The sequence below is a fragment of the Methanobrevibacter sp. UBA412 genome (assembly GCA_002495685.1).
Taxonomy (GTDB): domain Archaea; phylum Methanobacteriota; class Methanobacteria; order Methanobacteriales; family Methanobacteriaceae; genus Methanobrevibacter_A; species Methanobrevibacter_A acididurans.
In genome coordinates this window covers 69,159-88,035 of sequence record DAGJ01000024.1, presented here as the reverse complement: position 1 = coordinate 88,035, position 18,877 = coordinate 69,159, and the positions used below count along the sequence as shown (strand labels likewise).

General features: G+C 27.1%; 21 protein-coding genes and 1 pseudogene. 4 read left to right on the top strand and 18 right to left on the bottom strand.

Features of this window, described 5'->3' with window-relative positions; all coding sequences use genetic code 11:
• The 18 genes and pseudogenes from BP997_RS07680 to BP997_RS07595 all read right to left on the bottom strand — a co-directional run.
• A pseudogene (locus tag BP997_RS07680) lies at window positions 1-383 on the bottom strand (hypothetical protein); the annotation flags it as partial.
• 198 nt (window positions 384-581) lie between these two features.
• Window positions 582-1,010 carry a prefoldin subunit alpha gene (pfdA, locus tag BP997_RS07675; protein ID WP_409198088.1) on the bottom strand — a complete coding sequence of 143 codons (429 nt, stop codon included), beginning with the start codon at window positions 1,008-1,010 and terminating at the stop codon, window positions 582-584.
• Window positions 1,011-1,029: 19 nt separating this feature from the next.
• Window positions 1,030-1,254, bottom strand: a complete 225-nt coding sequence (gene rpl18a / locus BP997_RS07670; protein WP_409198089.1) for a 50S ribosomal protein L18Ae — start codon at window positions 1,252-1,254, stop codon at window positions 1,030-1,032.
• Between the two features lie 65 nt (window positions 1,255-1,319).
• The gene (locus tag BP997_RS07665; protein WP_409198090.1) at window positions 1,320-1,988 is read right to left on the bottom strand and encodes a translation initiation factor IF-6; all 669 of its coding nucleotides are present in this window, start codon (window positions 1,986-1,988) and stop codon (window positions 1,320-1,322) included.
• Between the two features lie 61 nt (window positions 1,989-2,049).
• Window positions 2,050-2,298, bottom strand: coding sequence for a 50S ribosomal protein L31e (locus tag BP997_RS07660; RefSeq protein WP_409198091.1), 249 nt, complete (start codon window positions 2,296-2,298; stop codon window positions 2,050-2,052).
• Window positions 2,299-2,310: 12 nt separating this feature from the next.
• The gene (locus BP997_RS07655) at window positions 2,311-2,466 is read right to left on the bottom strand and encodes a 50S ribosomal protein L39e (protein ID WP_409198092.1); all 156 of its coding nucleotides are present in this window, start codon (window positions 2,464-2,466) and stop codon (window positions 2,311-2,313) included.
• A 46-nt stretch (window positions 2,467-2,512) separates the two neighbouring features.
• Window positions 2,513-3,103, bottom strand: a complete 591-nt coding sequence (locus BP997_RS07650) for a DUF7411 family protein (protein WP_409198093.1) — start codon at window positions 3,101-3,103, stop codon at window positions 2,513-2,515.
• 11 nt (window positions 3,104-3,114) lie between these two features.
• Window positions 3,115-3,459: a DNA-binding protein gene (locus tag BP997_RS07645; RefSeq protein WP_409198094.1), complete on the bottom strand. Its 345-nt coding sequence runs from the start codon at window positions 3,457-3,459 to the stop codon at window positions 3,115-3,117.
• A 91-nt stretch (window positions 3,460-3,550) separates the two neighbouring features.
• Window positions 3,551-3,988 (bottom strand): 30S ribosomal protein S19e, encoded by a 438-nt coding sequence (locus BP997_RS07640; protein WP_409198095.1) that lies wholly within the window; start codon window positions 3,986-3,988, stop codon window positions 3,551-3,553.
• 95 nt (window positions 3,989-4,083) lie between these two features.
• Window positions 4,084-4,338, bottom strand: coding sequence for a YhbY family RNA-binding protein (locus tag BP997_RS07635; RefSeq protein WP_409198096.1), 255 nt, complete (start codon window positions 4,336-4,338; stop codon window positions 4,084-4,086).
• Complete coding sequence (locus tag BP997_RS07630; RefSeq protein WP_409198097.1) at window positions 4,307-4,672, bottom strand: ribonuclease P protein component 4; 366 nt, start codon at window positions 4,670-4,672, stop codon at window positions 4,307-4,309. The genes BP997_RS07635 and BP997_RS07630 overlap by 32 nt, the downstream gene beginning before the upstream one ends.
• Window positions 4,673-4,928: 256 nt before the next feature.
• A complete protein-coding gene (locus tag BP997_RS07625) occupies window positions 4,929-5,519 on the bottom strand; it encodes an adenylate kinase family protein (protein ID WP_409198098.1) in 591 nt (196 codons plus the stop codon).
• 21 nt (window positions 5,520-5,540) lie between these two features.
• A complete protein-coding gene (locus BP997_RS07620; RefSeq protein ID WP_409198099.1) occupies window positions 5,541-6,635 on the bottom strand; it encodes an OBG GTPase family GTP-binding protein in 1,095 nt (364 codons plus the stop codon).
• A gap of 227 nt (window positions 6,636-6,862) precedes the next feature.
• Window positions 6,863-9,601 carry an STT3 domain-containing protein gene (locus BP997_RS07615; protein ID WP_413829073.1) on the bottom strand — a complete coding sequence of 913 codons (2,739 nt, stop codon included), beginning with the start codon at window positions 9,599-9,601 and terminating at the stop codon, window positions 6,863-6,865.
• Between the two features lie 389 nt (window positions 9,602-9,990).
• Window positions 9,991-12,150, bottom strand: coding sequence for a DNA topoisomerase I (gene topA, locus BP997_RS07610; RefSeq protein ID WP_413824499.1), 2,160 nt, complete (start codon window positions 12,148-12,150; stop codon window positions 9,991-9,993).
• Between the two features lie 289 nt (window positions 12,151-12,439).
• Window positions 12,440-12,613 (bottom strand): hypothetical protein, encoded by a 174-nt coding sequence (locus tag BP997_RS07605; RefSeq protein ID WP_409198102.1) that lies wholly within the window; start codon window positions 12,611-12,613, stop codon window positions 12,440-12,442.
• Between the two features lie 73 nt (window positions 12,614-12,686).
• Window positions 12,687-14,339: a phosphoserine phosphatase SerB gene (serB, locus tag BP997_RS07600; protein ID WP_413824501.1), complete on the bottom strand. Its 1,653-nt coding sequence runs from the start codon at window positions 14,337-14,339 to the stop codon at window positions 12,687-12,689.
• A 12-nt stretch (window positions 14,340-14,351) separates the two neighbouring features.
• Window positions 14,352-14,897 carry a TATA-box-binding protein gene (locus tag BP997_RS07595; RefSeq protein WP_409198104.1) on the bottom strand — a complete coding sequence of 182 codons (546 nt, stop codon included), beginning with the start codon at window positions 14,895-14,897 and terminating at the stop codon, window positions 14,352-14,354.
• Window positions 14,898-15,109: 212 nt separating this feature from the next.
• Between BP997_RS07595 and cyaB the strand changes: the two genes are divergently transcribed.
• The 4 genes from cyaB to BP997_RS07575 all read left to right on the top strand — a co-directional run bounded on the left by cyaB (window position 15,110) and on the right by BP997_RS07575 (window position 18,866).
• Window positions 15,110-15,661, top strand: a complete 552-nt coding sequence (gene cyaB / locus BP997_RS07590; RefSeq protein WP_413824503.1) for a class IV adenylate cyclase — start codon at window positions 15,110-15,112, stop codon at window positions 15,659-15,661.
• 124 nt (window positions 15,662-15,785) lie between these two features.
• A complete protein-coding gene (locus tag BP997_RS07585) occupies window positions 15,786-16,961 on the top strand; it encodes a homocitrate synthase family protein (protein ID WP_413824505.1) in 1,176 nt (391 codons plus the stop codon).
• Between the two features lie 42 nt (window positions 16,962-17,003).
• A complete protein-coding gene (hacA, locus tag BP997_RS07580) occupies window positions 17,004-18,260 on the top strand; it encodes a homoaconitase large subunit (RefSeq protein WP_413824508.1) in 1,257 nt (418 codons plus the stop codon).
• Between the two features lie 30 nt (window positions 18,261-18,290).
• On the top strand, window positions 18,291-18,866 hold the full coding sequence (locus BP997_RS07575; RefSeq protein WP_413824511.1) for a chorismate lyase: 576 nt from the start codon (window positions 18,291-18,293) through the stop codon (window positions 18,864-18,866).
• The last annotated feature ends 11 nt before the right edge of the window (window positions 18,867-18,877 follow it).

Sequence of the window (18,877 nt, the reverse complement as noted above, 5' to 3'; positions counted from 1 at the left end):
AAAAATCCAGATTTCTCATTATCTTTACTTTGAGATGATAAGTCTGAACAATCATCATCATTTTCGCTTATAATGTCTTCATTGTCTGATTCATTTTTGTTTTTAGAATCTCGTTTAAAAGAAGAAAAAAATCCAGATTTCTCATTATCTTCTAAGTCAGAATCTTCAACATCCTGAGAATCAGAACCATCAGACACACCATCAACATCAGATAAAGATTCAAAACCATCATCAACACTAGAACTCACTTCATCAGACACATCTGTTATTATGTCTTCAGTTTCTTTAGATTCAATATTATCTTCTTCTTCAGCTTCATTTTCAAGTTTTTTAGTTAATTTCCCACTTGTTTCTGAAAATTTCTTTCTTAATGATTCAAACAAGTTATTACCTTCCTTTTTATAATATAATTATCTTAAAAATCATTTATTAATTAAATTTTATGTTTTTTAAATTTAATAAACTTAATTAAAAAAAAGTTAAAAAAATGCCTAAAATTTATTTAGGTAAAAATAGTAAAAATAGTAAAAATAGTAAAAATTATCAATAAAACATTTAATAAATAAAAAAAGTTAAAAGTATTAATGTTGTTTAGATTGTTGAACTTTCAACATTAATTGTTCAGCTTGTGGAGAAAGTTGAGAAACAACATCAGAAATTTGTTGAAGATTATTATATAAATTAGCAAGATTATCTTCTAATTGCTTTTTTTGTGATTCTGCCGTATTTTTAGCTTCTTCATAATTTTTTACAACAGCAACTCCTGCACCAATACTCATAACAATTTTACCATCGTTTTTAATATCAGCATTCATAAAAGAACCAGCACCAACAGGTACTAAAGCTTCTACAGTTTTCTTTTCTTTCATATCATCAATAGTAGATTCTAAAGTATTAACTTCAGCAATTGTTTGTTGAACATTAGCAACTTCTTGTTGTAATAATTCAGATTGTTCTTTATACATATTGATTTCATTTACAATTTGTTCTAATTTTTGCTGATCTTCCATTAAAAACACCTTTTATCAATTATAATATAGCTTTTAAAACAGGATCTACTACTTCATCAGCACTAATTTCAGTAATATCTTCTATTTTAACTTGTTTTCTGTTTAAACTATGTTTACTTCCAAAAATGGAATAAATTTTTTCATAAATATCTTCTTCTTTGAAAGCCTTTATTTCTTTAGTAAATTTTTGGACTTCTTCACCAAGAACAAATTTACCTTTAATTCTATATATTTTTGTTTGCATTAATAATCCCTCATAAAATGAATACTATTTAATTCATTATCTATTTAATTTGAATATAAAAATTTTTAGTCATCTAAAAATCCTAAAGCTTCTTCTAATCTAGCCATTTCTGGACCAGTAGTTTTTTCACCAACTATTACTCCTTTAGAATTAGCTATTGAACAAGCTCCAACAAGTGTAATACCTCTTCCAACAGTTCCAATATCCCCTTGAACTTTGAAAATATCTTCAACAAAGTTAATTTCAGCAGGAGTGGAATCTCTATATAAAAGGAAACCTTTATTAGTAACAGTCATTAAAGAACCAATGATATCTAAACCACCTACTGATGTTTGTTCAACTGTGACATTTAAAACATCCTCAATTGTTTTAACTGAATTTTCAGATATGAAAGGACTAACGATAGCTGCAGTATCATTAACAGCAATAATATTACCTACTGCAGTATATTTATCTTCAAGTCGAGAAACATTTAAACCTAAAGATTTTAATTTATTAATCTCTCTATCATCAGTATAATAGGATACTAAAAAACCATTAGAATTACCTGCAGTTAAAGCTCCTGCTAAATTACTACCTGCAATAGAGCTTTTAATAACTTCAACATCTAAAGTTTCTTTTATAATATCTCCCATATCATCAGGGAGGTTTAAAGGAACAATGGCGAAGTCTTCATTAACTGAAATATAAACTCCTAAATTTGGATTTCCAGTAAGATCTATTCTTTTAAGCATAATGCCCCTTTCCTTTTAATTAATTTAAATTTTTTTATTACGATGATTATAAATAGTTCAATTATTCTTCTAAAGTAACTTCTACTACTCCGTCATCATCATCTTTAACTGCTTTGACTTTTATTTTAGAAGGAATTTTTTGAATTCCTCTTTCCCAAACTTTTTCATTTATAGAAGAATCTAAAATAATGTCTTCAGATTTCATGTGTTTTTCTAAAAAAGATCTAATAACTCTCATAGCTTTTGCAGCTCTAATAGTTCTAGGTGCTTTTTTAACATCTCTAAGTGGTATTGTATATACTCTTTCCATATTAATTAACCCCTATACTTTTAAATTATTTCTTCTCCAATGTCTTGGTTTAGGTCTGTATCTTAATTTACGTTGGGTTTTTGCATAAGCCCAAATTGGGATTCTTCTGTTTTGTTTATTAGCCTTAGCCATTCTAAGCTTTTTAGCTAATGGTTTATTTCTACTCATTTTTCCACCACAATTTTTAGTTAATAATAATATTTAATTTAATGAATTAAATTTTTTGTTTAAAGCCACAAACATTTGTTTGATAATGTTCAGGGAAAATTTGACTTGAATTTCCACCTTTTTCATCTATTAATAAACGAATTTCAACTTCATAATCTGAACTATTTTCCTTATTGCTTTTTTCATAAGATAATTCAAAAAGTTTTGAAACCAATGAATTTATCATTTTATAACCAAAACTATCTAAATTCACATATTGGATATTATGTCTATCTTCTAAACTTTTAATTTGATCTTTATTTATTTTAGGAGTCCTATCATCTCGTCTAGTACCATCAGCAATGATTTCATATTTACTTGAAATAGCCTCTAAAACTTCTTCATGAAGGTACTTAATACCATTATTCGGAAATCCATCATTCATGATAATTTTAACGGCTTCTTCCAAAATACTTTGATCCATATGAAAAACAACATGATTAAAATTTAATGATTTAGCAGACATAGAAGCAGGAATATAAGAATCAAATACTCCAAAATTCACAGTTACTAAATCAACATCATAACCCAAACGTGAAAGTATGACAGCCATCAATGAACTATCTTTCCCTCCACTATAAAGAACACAAGCTTTCATATTAAAACAATCTATTTTCTAGTAATATGAATTTGTCTTTTTTGTCCAGATATTTGACTAAGTAGTACTTTTAGTTGTTCATCAGTAACTTTACCTCTTAAACTACCTGATTGAGCAGATTGAATTAATTGAATTTCAATTTGATTAACTAAATCCGGCTTAGCTAATTTAAGATTGGTCAACCGACTTCGAGCTTCTGGAGTTAAAATCTGCATTAAAATTTGCTTCTTTTCTTTTTCCATTTCTTGTTGCATTTGTTGTTGTTGCATTTGTTGTTGCATAGCTTGTTGTTGATTACCTGCTTGTTGTTGTAATTCAGCCATACGTTTACGACGCAATTCATCAAGTTCGCTCATATAACAGTCTCCATAAAATTTAGCTAATAATTAGCTTATTATAAAATTTAATATTAAATTAATTTTTTTAAAATAATAAATTATAAAATTTTTAGTATTTTTCAAGCTCAGGGATATCTTTGATTAATTCATTAGAAGCTTTATCTAAGAAAGATTTACCTTCAGGAGTAACAATTCTTCCAGCATCAATTTTTTGAACAAATCCAGCATCTTCTAATTGGTGAAGAGCACCTCTGACAATAGCTCCACTACCTTGTCTGAATTTTTCAGGATTAACTCCTCTATCTTTTTTCCCACCATAAAATGTTCTTAAGCTTTTAACTCCAACTGGGCCATCGATATATACTCTTCTTAATAAAGAAGCAGATCTTATAAACCACCAGTCTCTATTTTCTGGCTTTCTTTCTTTGTGAACACCAGTTTTAACAAGGTTAGACCATTTAGGTGCACTAACGTTATCATTCTTTTTAAGTTCTTCTGCAACATGATTAATTAATACATCTGCAGGAACATCATATACAGTACTCATATATTTATTCTCCACGTTTTTTAATTTTTTAAGTCATAAAATCTTAATAATTTAAATTTAAGACTGGTGTCTGTAACTCTAAATTTAAATAAAATTTAAGATCTTTTATAAATAACAGCAACATTTCCTCTAATGTCAATAAGTTTTGATTTTGTTTGACTTACAATGTCACTAATATAATCATCTTTATTGATTGCTATTCCTTTAGCAAATCGTAATTTAACAATTTTATTGGCTTTTAATTGACGTTTAATCTCTTCGATAACGTTATCATTAATTCCAGATTTACCAATGTTTATTGTCATAGCGGAAAGGCTTTTATTCATTATCTCTTTTTTTGTAAGAGTCAATTTTAGCTCTCCTTTTAAGTTTTTTTTCCTTAATATAAGGAATTTTCATGATATGGCCACATTCACCACATATTATATTAACTTCTCCATTAATTAGCCGGATGGTAGAATTGTGACCCGGAAATAGGAACTTATAACAATTTTTACAATATCGTCGGTTCCATTTAAGAGGAATTTTTACATTGTATTTAGTAGATATTTTTCTAGCTAATTCAACGTACCTATGAGATCTTTCAGGATACTCAATAAATTCTTTTTCAGCTAATGAAAAAAGAATATCCATACGTTCTTTAGCTATATTTAACATCCAATTAGGTCTTTTTCCTCTTTTCAATTTATACTCTCCCCATAATTTGGTTATGAAAAATTTCTATAATAGAATTAGCTATTTAAATAATGTATTAAAAAGATAAAACAATTTAAAACAAAATCATGAAAGTTAATCTGAACCATAGAATACAAGAAGAATATTAAACAACATTATGTTTTTCTTATTTAAAAAGGCTTTCTATTAAATAAATTTTTTATAAAAACAAAATTGTAAAATAATCCCTTAATTTAAAAAAATTGATTTAAAAATAGAATAACAATTAATTATCCAAAAACCAATCCATAAAATCTATATTACCTACAGGATAAGATGCATCATTCAATATTATCTCTTTAACTATACTTGTTACATCATCAACAGATTTATTTGTAGTATCAACTTCATTAACCAAATTTCCATGAATATCATAAGCTTCAGCAGAACATACAGATAAAGCTTCAGCTTCTAAATTCTCATTAATTTTAGATTTTGAATAATTTCTAGATTTAAGCCTTTTTTCAAGAATTCTCGGATTTAACCTTAATACAATACATTTATCGCAATTACTGCAAAGATGAGAAAGATGACCTTCAACAATAACCAACTTTGAAATAGGTTTATCCAAATCGGAATTAAAAAATAATTTTATATCATGATTTAATTTTTCATCTAAAGAATCAACATCAATTACTTTATAACCTTTCTTAGAATCTTCACCTAAAACTAAATCATTTTCAAAAGCAAAATCATTAATCTTAATTAATTTTGTATTAAAAATTTTTTTAAAATAATCAAACAAATTAGAAGCTACTGAAGTTTTACCCACACATGGGGTGCCTGTTATAAAAATTATTTTATTTCCATTTATCATAATAAAAAAATCCATGAAAAATTATTTCTTTAAAATAACTCTAAGAACATCCTCATCATCTAAAACATGATCAGGCCCAACTTTTTGACCAGGAAATTTAACTGAAGTTCCCCAAATCTTAGCATATCTAAAATTCTTAACAAATTCTCGATGTAACTTTCCACAGGCATCAATAACAGTTGACCCTTTTTTAATAATTAATGAATCTACCATATCAGCTTTTCTACCTTGAGGTTTAAGATAAACTCTAATAAGATTTAATTTTTCAAATATTATTTCACGTAAGTTATCTATGTTCATGTCTTTATCTGCAGAAATAGGTATAAAATCAGGAATTGTTTTTTTAATTTCAGTTAAGTGATTTTTATCAACTAAATCGACTTTATTCAAAAGAGTAACCATTGGAATATAAGTCCTATTAATTTCTAAAGCATCAATAAATTGATCTATTGTAACATCATCACGAATTAAAACTGAAGCATTATGAATTCCATACTCATTAAGAATTGATCTAATTGTTTTTTCATCTAAATAAGTTAATTCAACAGTTGAAGAAAGTTGAACTCCACCTAATCTTCTTTTATGAACTGTAACATCTGGTTTTTTCTCATTAGGTCTTATACCAATGTTTCTAAGTTCTCGAATAATTACTTCTAAATGTTGAGGGTTGAAAACATCTAACACTACAATTATTAAATCAGCAGTTCTAGCAACTGAAAGAATTTCTCTACCTCTACCTTTACCACTTGAAGCACCAGTAATTATTCCAGGAATATCAAAAATTTGAATTTTAGCATTATTGTATTCCATAACTCCAGGAATAATATCTAAGGTAGTAAATTGATAAGCTCCTACTTTACTTTCAGCATTGGTTAATTCATTTAATAGAGTAGATTTACCTACTGATGGAAAACCTACTAATACAGCAGTAGCATCCCCACTTTTTTTAATACTAAATCCTTGACCTTTACTTCCAGAACTTTTTCTTTGAATAGATTCTTCTTTTAATTTAGAAATCTTAGCTTTTAATTTACCTATATGGTGAGAGGTAGCTTTATTATAAGGAGTTTTTTGAATTTCTTCTTCAATCTCCTTTATTTTATCATCAATATCCATTTACTCACCAAGTTATTTTTAATTATAAAAAATTTTAAAAAAATAGTATCGCATAAACTATTATAATATAATTTTGTTTTTCATAGTTTATAAAATTTGTTTAAAGAATATATTAAAAAAAATTGTACTTAAAAAAAAATAAGAAAATAAATAGTTTAAATGAAGTTTATTAAAACTTCATTTTTATATTTATATTAAAAAATAATTAAAAATATTAAATTTTAATTTTAACCCGTTGAATTAGTAAGATTGGTTGAACTAGTAGAACTAGCATTATTATTTACTTTCCATAATGAAATTCCACTATCCATATGTATTAATTGGAATTGATTTTGACCATTACCACCTAATAAGAATAGTCTTGTGAACATAGAATCAACTAATTTATTATCGATTAATATAGCATTATACGTATTATTATTACCTAATACAAATAATGTATAATTTCCATCAGTTGCACCATGAATACTCTCATTTTTAGTAAGATAATTGTCTTCAATAACCATTAAATTACTTGCTTTCAATGGATTATAAGTTGTGTTATTTACTTCAACAGTGGTATTATTATTATCAAATACTGCTTGCACTTGACCTGTAGTGTTATTAGTACCATTAGCTCCTCTATTAATAACAGCATTAAATGAAATACCATTTTCATCTAATAAAGGAATAGTACCACTATGTCCAGGAGTGATATTTGCCGTAGTAGTAGATACCATATATTGTAAACTTGTACTATTTTGCTCTGCAAAATTCCAAGTACCAAAGTAAGTCCACCAACCAGCTTTTTGAAGCATATCTGAACTTGCTACAAATACAACATCTTTTGGATTATCTGGGTGTGAATATTGTAATACATTATCTGCTTGAGCTGAAGTTAATGAATAATTATTCATCATCATATTCTTAGCATCAGATTTAGGTAATGCTAATGTATGTAATAGTATATCAGTTGATTGAGAACTGTTATTACCATTATAACTATTTAAAGTTTCACCTGCTTTAGTACCAGTTGTGGCTAACATCTGCAGAATACCTTTTGATAAATCTAAATTAGATGTAGTCATAGCACGACCCATCCAGAAAGCTCTATCCCCAGATTGTACACCTCCATCTGATGCTGTTTGCTTATTAGCAGCTATTTCAAATAGGTAACCGTAATCCCACCAAGATTCTATTACCGCATCACTAGATATAGTATTATTTGCAGTTCCATTAATATATTGCATAGAATTCCACATAGGGTCACTAGCACCAGGTACAACTTGAGAAGCTGTTTGATAAGCTCCACAAACTGTTGGAGAAATTAAAGCTAGAGTAATTAATAAAACTGCTGCAGTTTTTTTAAGAGAAATATCTGATTCTTTAAAGAATTTTCCACCATAAACTGCGATAGCAGATACTATAACTAAAACAACAAATAATATAATTCCAGATAAGAAATTTACTTGTTCTACAACAGGGAAAGATACTAAAAAGGAACATATTAAACAGATTAAGAATAATCTTCTTTCATCCTCTACTTTAGCTTTTATATAATCCGCTGCATAACCTACGAATATTCCCACACAAAGACCTAAAGGTATCATTAATGTCATGATAAATCTAGTACCTTGAGTTACAGCTACAATACATGATATTGTCCAAACCATTAATACTGTAAAGTATAATAGGGTAAGACGTTTATCTTTATTGACATCATCAGAACCACCTAAAGAAGTTAAATCTTTAATAGCTAAGTTGAATCTATTATTTTCATCTTTTTTCTGAGCTGCAGATTTTCTTTTGCTTTTAGAAGGTTTTCCAGTATGTTTTTCAATAGATGTTGAAACTAATCGTAATTTCCATAATCTACTAGTATATAAGTAAAGGGTAGCTAATGCTGCAAATAATGCAACTATTCCACCAATACCATTAACTACGGATTGAGAGTTAGCTAAAAATGCTCCAGAAATACCTCCAGTTAAAAGAGTTGGAATTTGCATTTCTGCTACAGAAATAAATACATTAGGGAATCCTGAAACAGCAGTTCCTCCTCCAGCACTTTGCAAGGAAAGTAAACTTAATAAACCTGAAATAGTTGAACTTACTGAATCTATACCACTTATTAAAGTAACACCAATTATTCCAATAACCATGATAACTATAATTGAACATAACATTCTTTGATTAATAAACCATTGGAATTTACTATCATAGTTTTTAACAGATTCAATAACATCCATTTTAAGTAAATATGCTAAAACATAGTATACTATAGCCATTAAAACTAATAAGGCAGCATAGAAAGTGTATCCTACCCATGAAATGGAAAAGATTGCTACTGTAAGCACTGTTAAAATTGAATAGATTATTCTAAGTTTTGGATTATCGCTTCTTATACTTTCAATAAAGAACAGAAATATGAATAATGGTAATGTTACATTGAACATATCCGTATCAAAAAATCCTGCGAATGTATGTGAGAAGTAATTAGGGGCTAAAGTAACCATTATAGCTGCGGTAGCCGCACCATAATCATTCGTAACCCGTCTAACTATTGTATATGCAGGTATAGCTGCTAAACAAGAAACTATAGCACCTGCCCAAAATGCCACTTCTTTAAGTGACATAGAATGAAACATATTAGCAACATTATATAATCCCACAGTTACCCATGAAATCATTGGATCAAAAGTCGTATTCACCCCATCAGGTGAAGACCTGTGCATATCCACAGTAGTTCCATTAACTTGAGTATCACCAAAATATCCATGATCCAAATAATCTTGAGTCATACGTAAATTATAATATGAATCCATTTCACTAAAGTAAGGCAAACCATCAGAATCTTGATAAGTAGCTTTCATATCATCAGGGATGATAGAAATATCTGCTGCATGAGCCCTAAGTACAAAACAAAAGGCCATGATGATAATGATAATAGCCGCAGCTTTAGCAATTGTTTTTAATTTTTGCTTATCCATATAAAATCCTCATAAATTAAATAAAAGACAATGCAAATAAATTTTTTTATAACTAATAAATATAATTCTTTTTTAATGTTAAAAAAAAAATAATTATAACTTAAAAAAAATTTAATTTCACCATCTTAAATTTTTAATTAAATAAATTTAAATTATTAAATAATCATTTTTGATTAAATATTAAATTTATAATTAAAATTATTAAATCAAAATTTACACTAATTATATTAAATTAAATTTTTTTATAAAAAATGTAATGAAAAAAATTATTTCAAATTTAATAATAATTAACTATTCAATTTAAATATTTATATAACTTTCTAAAAAAAAGCAATTTTACCCTAAAAAAATATTGGGCAAAATTTTAAAATAAAAAAATAATAAAAAAATTATTTTTTAGATTTACTTTCCAAATCTTTTAATTCCTCTAAAGAACAGGTAAATCTACATTTAGGAAAACTTTTACAACCTACAAAATCCCCATACCTACCAGATCGTTTAACTAAATCTTTTCCACAATCAGGACAAACCCCAACAACTTTAACCACATGTCGTTTAGTATTATCTTTACCACAATTTGGATCTAAACAAGCATGTTGGCGAGGTTTACCAAAAGAAATAATAGGAAGACCACATTTTGGACATGTTTTCTTTAAAAAAGTAGCTCCTTTTGGAAGAGAATAAGTAATTTCACATTCAGGATAATTAGAACATCCTACAAAATGGCTTTTATTTCTAGGAGAGTACTTCATAACTAAATTTCCACCACAGGAACATTCACCAACAATCCTACTTTGTTGGTAAGCATCATAAAGTTTATCCCCAATATCGGCTTCATTTTTATTAATATCACCCAAAATAGCTTTAACTTCTTTTTCTGCATCATTAACAACTGCTTCTTGAGTAGTCTTATCATTACTGATACCTTCTAATCTTTTTTCAAAATCACGAGTTAAATCTTCACTAGTTAAATCTTCACAATATTCTTTTAATGTATCAATTAAATTTTCACCAAGCTGATTTACTTCAATTTTTTTACCACTAATATATTTCCTATCATAAAGTTTAGCGATAATATCCGCTCTTGTAGCCTTTGTTCCTAATTCCCTTTTTTCCAATTCTTTAATTAAAGAAGCTTCATTATATCTAGCTGGAGGTTTGGTTTCTTTTTGCTCAGAACATATTTTTTCTACTTTAATAATATCTCCTTTCTTAATATCTAAAAAATTTTCATTTTCTATTTTTTTAAAAGGGTAATGTGCTAACCATCCAAGATAAGAAACTCTTTTTCTTTTGAAGTTAAATTTTTCATTCGCTATTAATAAATCAGTTTTCACAGATTCTAATTTTGAATTTTCACAAAATACACTTATGAACCTATAAACAATTAATTCATAAATTTTTAGTTCATCTTTAGATAATTTATCAGGCAAAACGCCAGTTGGATGTATAGCAGGGTGAGCAGCATCCTTTTTTTTACCTTCATTAGGTTTTAATTCTGAAGGTAAATCTTGAATATGCTTCTTAAATTCTGCATTTTTGGATAATTGCATGAATATTTTTTTGTATTCTAAACTTTTTGGAAGTTTTTGAGAAGAAGTACGAGGATAAGATGTAAATCCCCCAGTATAAAGATTTTGAGCAATCATTTGTGTTTTTTTAGGACTAAAACCAAAAACTCCATAAGCTTCAGATTGTAACCCTCCTAAATTGAAAGGAACTGGAGGTTTTCTGATTGTTTCAGTTTTTTTAACTTCATCAACTAAAGCATTTTGATTTTGACATTTATCAAAAATTTCTTCAGCTCTTTTTTTATCAAATATCTTCCCATCTTCATGATCCGCTATTATTTCCCCATTTAGTAATGCTTTAATTAACCAATAGGGTTTAGGTATAAATTTTTTAATTTGTTTTTCTCTATCTACTAAAATAGACAATGTTGGTGTTTGTACACGTCCAGCAGAAAGTTTTAAAAATCTTTTCTTAGCTGTTCTAACTGAATGCATTAATGATTTAGATATATTTACCCCAAAATAGAAATCTAAAACATGTCTTGCTGATCCACTTTCGACTTGATGTAAATCCAAATCTATCATATTATTGTAAGCATCTAGAATATCGGTTTTAGTTAAAGTAGAAAATTTCATTCTTGATATATTAGCGGTAGTATTTTGACCACATGCATATTTTAATGCATTATATCCTATTAATGTTCCTTCAATATCATAATCGCAAGCATGAATAAATTTATCTGCATCTTTAGAAAATTTTTTTATTGCATAAACATAATCTCTTGTATATTTTTTAGTTTTATCTATTTCATAGAGGGGTGCCCACTCTAAATCAAAAAATACTTTACTTTTAGGATTAACTGGTGTTAATGAATATAAATGCCCTACAGCTGACAAAACTGTAATTTTTTTATTTTCTTCTTCAATTTCCCAATAAGATACTTTCTTATTATATTTTCTTTTTTTGACATTTGGTGAAATAGCTTGTGCTATTTTTTCAGCTGCTTTTGGTTTTTCGCAAATAATGATTTCATGCATGATTATCACTTATAAATAATTAAAGAAATCTTTTTATTTTTTTCATATTAAAAGTTTTTCAATATAAAAAAAATTAATTTATTAATTTATAAAATTGTTTTTATTTTAAATAAATTACAGAATTAATACTTTTAAAAAATTAATATTTTTAATATACACATTTTGGATGTATATAAAATTTTGTATAGATGTAAATTAAATTTTATAAAATTAGTAGCTTAAAAAAAGTAATGAATTTTAGAAATTAAAATTATAAAAAAATAGTTAGAAAAAAATGGATTATATAAACTTACTTTTTATATTCCTTATCGTAAAATCCATAAAAATTACTACAATAATTACACATAGGAAATTTTCCATAGTGATAATGGCTATTATCATTAGCATTTATATTGAATTTTTTACCACAGGTATAACATTCTTCAATTTTTTCAGGTTTATCAATTGTATCTTCTTCAACCATATATTTTCACTCTAAATAAATTATTTTTTTAATGAAAATTAAAAAAATATTAATGAATAAATTAAAAAAATATTTAACTTATATCATATTTTTGTAAAAGTAAAAGTTCTTCAGTTGAAAGTTTTTTACCATGTTTAAACTTATCAAAGATAACTTCAGCTTTTTCTTTTTCTTCTTTATTCCGTTTATTAGGAGATGATCCTTTATTATTAGATTTTTGTCTTCTAGGTTTGTTGTTTCTACCTAATTTTTTATTAATAACATGAATTTCACTTAAAACCATTTTAAAGTCTTCATGTTTAGCGGATGCATTCTTTCTAGCTTGAATAAAGTTTTTATGAGCTTCATCTGCTGCTGTTCTAATCTCATCAGTTTTTCTAAAGTATTTAAGCATGTTTTCATGAGCTTCTTGAGCTTTAGCAGAATGTTCCACAACATTAGCATGGTATAATTCTGATTCTTTTTTAAGCTCTTGAGCTTCATCTTTAACTTTATCGTCTTCTTTAACTTCAGTTAATTGTTTTCTAAGATCATTTGCATTTTTAACAAGCTGATTTTCTTTTTTAATATCTAAAACTCTAGTTTCAATTATTTTATCTATTTTTTTAATTTCATTTTCGAGTTTTACTTTATCTCTTTTACCAGAGGACCATTCAAGATTTTTGATTTTTTCATTAACGTCATTTCTTTTCTTTTTATTAGCTTCGACGTCTTTGTTAATCTCATTACGTGCATCTCTGTATTCAATAGCCTTTTGAAGATTTTCTTTTAAAGAATTATTTAATTCATCACGTATTTTACGTTGTTCCTTAGCTTCTTTATTAAAAGCTTCTCTTTCATCAGCAATTTGAGATATAAGTTTTTCCTTTTCATCTTTTTGTACTTTTACTCCATCCATAGTGTCTGCAAGCACAAAGTTAGTTGGTTCAGGAAGTTTAGACTTTTTAGATTTTTTAGATTTTTTAGAATCTTTAGCTTCTTTCTTAGAAGAATTATCTTCACCATCTTCAGCTTTAGAATCTTCAGGTTTTTCAGGTTCTTTAGCTTCAACTTTAGAATCTTTAGCTTCTTCAGATTCTTTAGCTTCAACTTTAGAATCTAAATCTTCTATAACAGTTAAAACATCATTTAAATCATTATCTTCCACAATTACATCAGCTATTTCTTTAACTTTTGGTTTTGCATTAAATGCTATACCATATCCAACACCTTCAAGCATGGATATATCATTAGCACCGTCACCAACAGCTATACAATCAGCTAAATCGTAATCTTTTTCTTTTAATAAATCAGATAAAACATCAAGTTTAGAACCGGAAACTAAAGGTCCAGTAACTTCACCAGTTAATTTTCCATCTTCTTCACTTAAAGAATTAGTAAATAAATAATCAATATTAAGTTTATCCTTAATAGAATCAGCAATAACATCAAAACTACCACTAATAATTGCTATTTCATAGCCTTTATCTTTTAATGCTTTAATTGTTTCTTCAGCACCGTTATTAAGAGGTAATTCATCAGCTATTTTCTTAATTTCTTCAACAGAAGCTCCTTCAAGAAGCTTAACTCTTTCATTTATAGATGTTTCGAAGTCAATATCACCGTTCATTGCTTGTTCAGTGATTTCTGCAATTTTATCTTGAACGTTTGCTAATTTTCCTATTTCATCTATTCCTTCACCATTAATTATAACATTATCTAAATCAAATACTACAAGTTTAATCAAACATACCACCAATTAAATTAAATCCAACTCTTTGAGTCTGTCATAAGCTCTTTCTACTCCGAGCTTAGCATCTCCTCGAGTTTTAGCCCCAGTACATACAACTTTACCAGAACCAAATAATAATAAAACAACTTTAGGGTCAGTCAACCTATAAACTAAACCTGGGAATTGCTCAGGTTCATATTCTGTGTTTTCTAATTCTAACGCCACAGCTTCTAAGTTTAGTGTGGATTGTAAATTAGCAGAAGCCACAATATTTTGAATTTTAATTTCGAATTCTTCAGGAATATCAGTGTCAATTGTCCGCATTTTATCCACAGTTTTTTTAATAGCCAACTTTGAGTCATCTATAGATTTTGCACCAGTACATACTAGTTTACCAGAGCTAAAAATCAAAGCAGCAGTTTTTGGATCTTTTAGTTTAAAAACTAAACCTGGGAACTGTTCACGATTAAAAGTAACGCCTTCTAATGCTTTAGAAATCTCAGTAAGAACAATATCTTTACCAATACTTGCAGAAGACACAATGTTCTCTATTTTTATATCAACATCGGTCAATTCATATACCTCCAATATAATTTAAAAAAAGTAAGTAAAATTTTAAAAATAACATAGTAAAACTTTTACTAAAAATATATTGTATTTATAAAGTATATAAATGTATTTATAAAAAATAAAAAAATAAGCTTATGAAAATATTTTAGAAAAGTAAATACAAAACATATAATATATAATAATTAAAAGAAATTTAAAATAAAATGAGGGATTAAATGATAGAAGTAGAAGCAAAAGCAAAAATTAATAGTTTTGAAGAAATTATTGAAGAATTAAAGAAATTAAATGTGGAAAAAAATAAAACTGAAACTCAAACAGACATATATTTTAACAGCCCAATAGTAGATTTTGCAAAAACTGATGAAGCTCTAAGGATTAGAAAAGTAAATACCGATGAAAAAGAAGAATTATTCATAACATACAAAGGTCCCAAAATAGATAAAAAAAGTAAAACCCGAGAAGAAATTGAAATGAAAATAGAAGATGAAAACAAATGTAAAAAAATTTTCATGAACTTAGGATTTACAAATGTTAGAACCGTTAAAAAAACAAGAGATTATTATGATTTAAATGAATATTCAATTAGTTTAGATAATGTTGAAGGATTAGAACCCTACATGGAAATCGAAACCATCTTAGAAGATGGGAATGATTACAAAAAAGCACAAGAAAATATTTTTAAAATTTTTGAAAAATTAGGAATAAAAAAAGGATTTGAAAGAACATCTTACTTAGAATTACTAGAAAACAAAGATAAAAATTTATAAAAAAATTAAAATTATTACAAAAATATTAAAAAGTTTTATTAAAAACAAAAAAGAAAATAAAAAAATTAAGATAACTATACTTTATAAAATATAAAAATAATTAACAAAAAATAGAGTGAAAATAATGCAATATTACACTAGTCCATTTAACAAAGAGGTAGAATTGAAGTTTCCAAAAAAAATCACCATATACGACACCACACTACGAGATGGAGAACAAACACCAGGCGTTTGCTTAGATAAACAGGAAAAACTTGAAATAGCTAAAAAATTAGATGAATTCAGAATACATCAAATAGAAGTAGGTTTTCCAATAGTTTCAAAACATGAAAAAGACACTGTTTCAACTATAGCACATGAAGGATTAAATGCAGATGTACTTTGTTTAGCTAGAACTAAAATAAGTGATATCAACGCAGCACTAGATTGTGATGTAGATGGAATTATAACATTTATGGGAACATCAGATCTTCATTTAGAACATAAAATGCATATTACTCGCCAAGAGGCTTTAAACACTTGCATGAAATCTATTGAATATGCTAAAGATCATGGTCTTTTCGTTGCATTTTCAGCTGAAGATGCAACAAGAACAGATTTAGATTATTTAAAAAGAATGTACAAAAAAGCAGAAAGTTATGGAGTAGATAGAGTCCATGTAGCAGACACAACTGGTGCAATAACCCCACAAGGAATGACTTTTTTAATCAAAGAATTAAGAAAAGAAATTAATACTAACATAGCTTTACATTGTCATAATGACTTTGGCCTAGCAGTTACTAACTCAATTGCAGGATTATTAGCTGGAGCAAATGATGTTTCAACAACTATTAATGGTATTGGTGAAAGAGCAGGTAATGCATCACTTGAAGAACTCGTAATGTCATTAAAACTTTTATACGGTAAAGATTTAGGGTTTAAAACAAAAATAATAAAAGAATTATCTGAAATGGTATCAAAAGATACTGGATTAGAAGTTCCTTACAATAAACCAGTTGTTGGTAAAAATATATTCAGACACGAATCTGGAATTCATGTTGATGCAGTAATTGAAGAACCATTAACATATGAACCTTACTTACCTGAATTAGTAGGTCAAAAAAGACAATTAGTTTTAGGAAAACATTCAGGATGTAGAGCAGTTAAAGCAAAATTAGATGATTGTGGTTATAATGTAACAAAAGATCAATTATGTAAAATTGTTAAAAGAGTTAAAGAAAAAAGAGAAGAAGGACAATATATTAATGATGATGTATTTAAAGACATTATAAGAAATATTGATGAACCTATTGACCCTTAAAATTAATTTAATTTCTTAATTAACTTAGATAAGTGGTATTAAATGAATATAACTGAAAAAATTTTATCAAAAAAAGTTGGACGAGAAGTAAATCCTGGAGAAATTATAGAAGTAAATGTGGATTTAGCTATGTCCCATGATGGAACATCTCCTCCTGCAATCAAAACATTTGAAAAAATAGCAGATAAAGTATGGGATCCTGAAAAAATAGCAATTGTATTTGATCATGTAATACCTGCTAATACTATAGGTTCTGCAGAATTTCAAAAAGTGGCAAGAGATTTTATAAAAAAACAAAATATTACACACCATTATACTCATGGAGAAGGAATATGTCATCAAGTCATACCTGAAATGGGTTTAGTTGAACCTGGAAAATTAATAGTTGGAGCTGATTCACATACTTGTACTTATGGTGCATTTGGAGCATTTTCAACAGGAATGGGTTCAACTGATATGGCTATGGTATATGCTACTGGACAAACATGGTTAATGGTTCCTGAAGCAATGAAAATTGAAGTGGAAGGAGAATTACCACAAGGGATAACATCAAAAGATCTTATTTTGAATATAATTGGAAAAATAGGAATTGGTGGAGGTACTTATAAAACAGCGGAATTTTGTGGTGAAACAATAAATGGCTTAGATGTTGATAGTAGAATGACCATGTGTAATATGGCAATTGAAATGGGTGCGAAAAATGGAATAATGGAACCTAATGAAGATACATTAAGTTATGTTATGAAAAAAACTGGAAAAACTAAAAATCAATTAAATATTTTAAAATCAGACAAAGATTCAATATATGAAAAAGAATATTTATTTGATGTTAATGATTTAGAAGCACAAATTGCTTGTCCAAATGATGTGGATAATGTTAAAGGATTATCTAAAGTAGAAGGAACATCAATTGACCAGTGTTTTATTGGATCTTGTACTAATGGTAGATTTTCTGATTTATTAGCTGCAGCTAAAGTTTTAAAAGGGCAAAAAGTTTCTGATGATGTTAGATTAATTATAATACCTGCATCTAAAAAAGTTTATCAAGAAGCTATGAATAAAGGTTTAATACAAATATTTATGGATGCTGGTGCAATAATTTGTAATCCTGGATGTGGACCTTGTTTAGGTGGTCATATGGGTGTTTTATCTGAAAATGAAGTGTGTATATCTTCAACTAATAGGAATTTTAAAGGTAGAATGGGAGATTCTGAGTCTGAAGTATATTTAGGAAATCCTTCAGTTGTAGCAGCATCAGCAATAAAAGGGTTTATAGAAAATCCAGAAAATATTTTTTAAAAATTTAAATATTAAATTTAATGGGATAAAATGACTTGTGAAGGCAATAATATTAATCAACGATTAATAGAAAAAATTTATACAGTTGAAAAAAATTATGGTAAAACTTTTTCCAATACACAAAAAATTCTTTTAACTACTGATGGATCAATAACTGCTATATTAGATGTTTTAAATGGAAAAATTGATTTAAAAACACTTGAACAACATTTTGAAAAATCAACCCCTGAAATAGCAGAATTAATAGACATTGATTGTGGAGAAGAAATAAATTATAGAGAAGTATTAATGCATAAAAATAATAAACCATTAATTTATGCCATTTCTTATATTCCATTAAAAAGATTACATGATAATTTTAAATCTGATTTAATTAGAGCAGATATACCTATAGGAAGAATTCTTCGAAAATATAATATGGAATCTAGAAGAGAGATAAAAACTATACAAGTTGAAAAATCTAATGAAAAATTAGAGGAAATATATAAAACTGATAAGGATTTTTTAACAAGAACTTATACAATTATTCATAATGAAAAAATTTTAATTTGGATAAAAGAATTTTTCCCAATTACATATTTTGTTGAAAAAGATAGTATTAATTAAATAATATAATG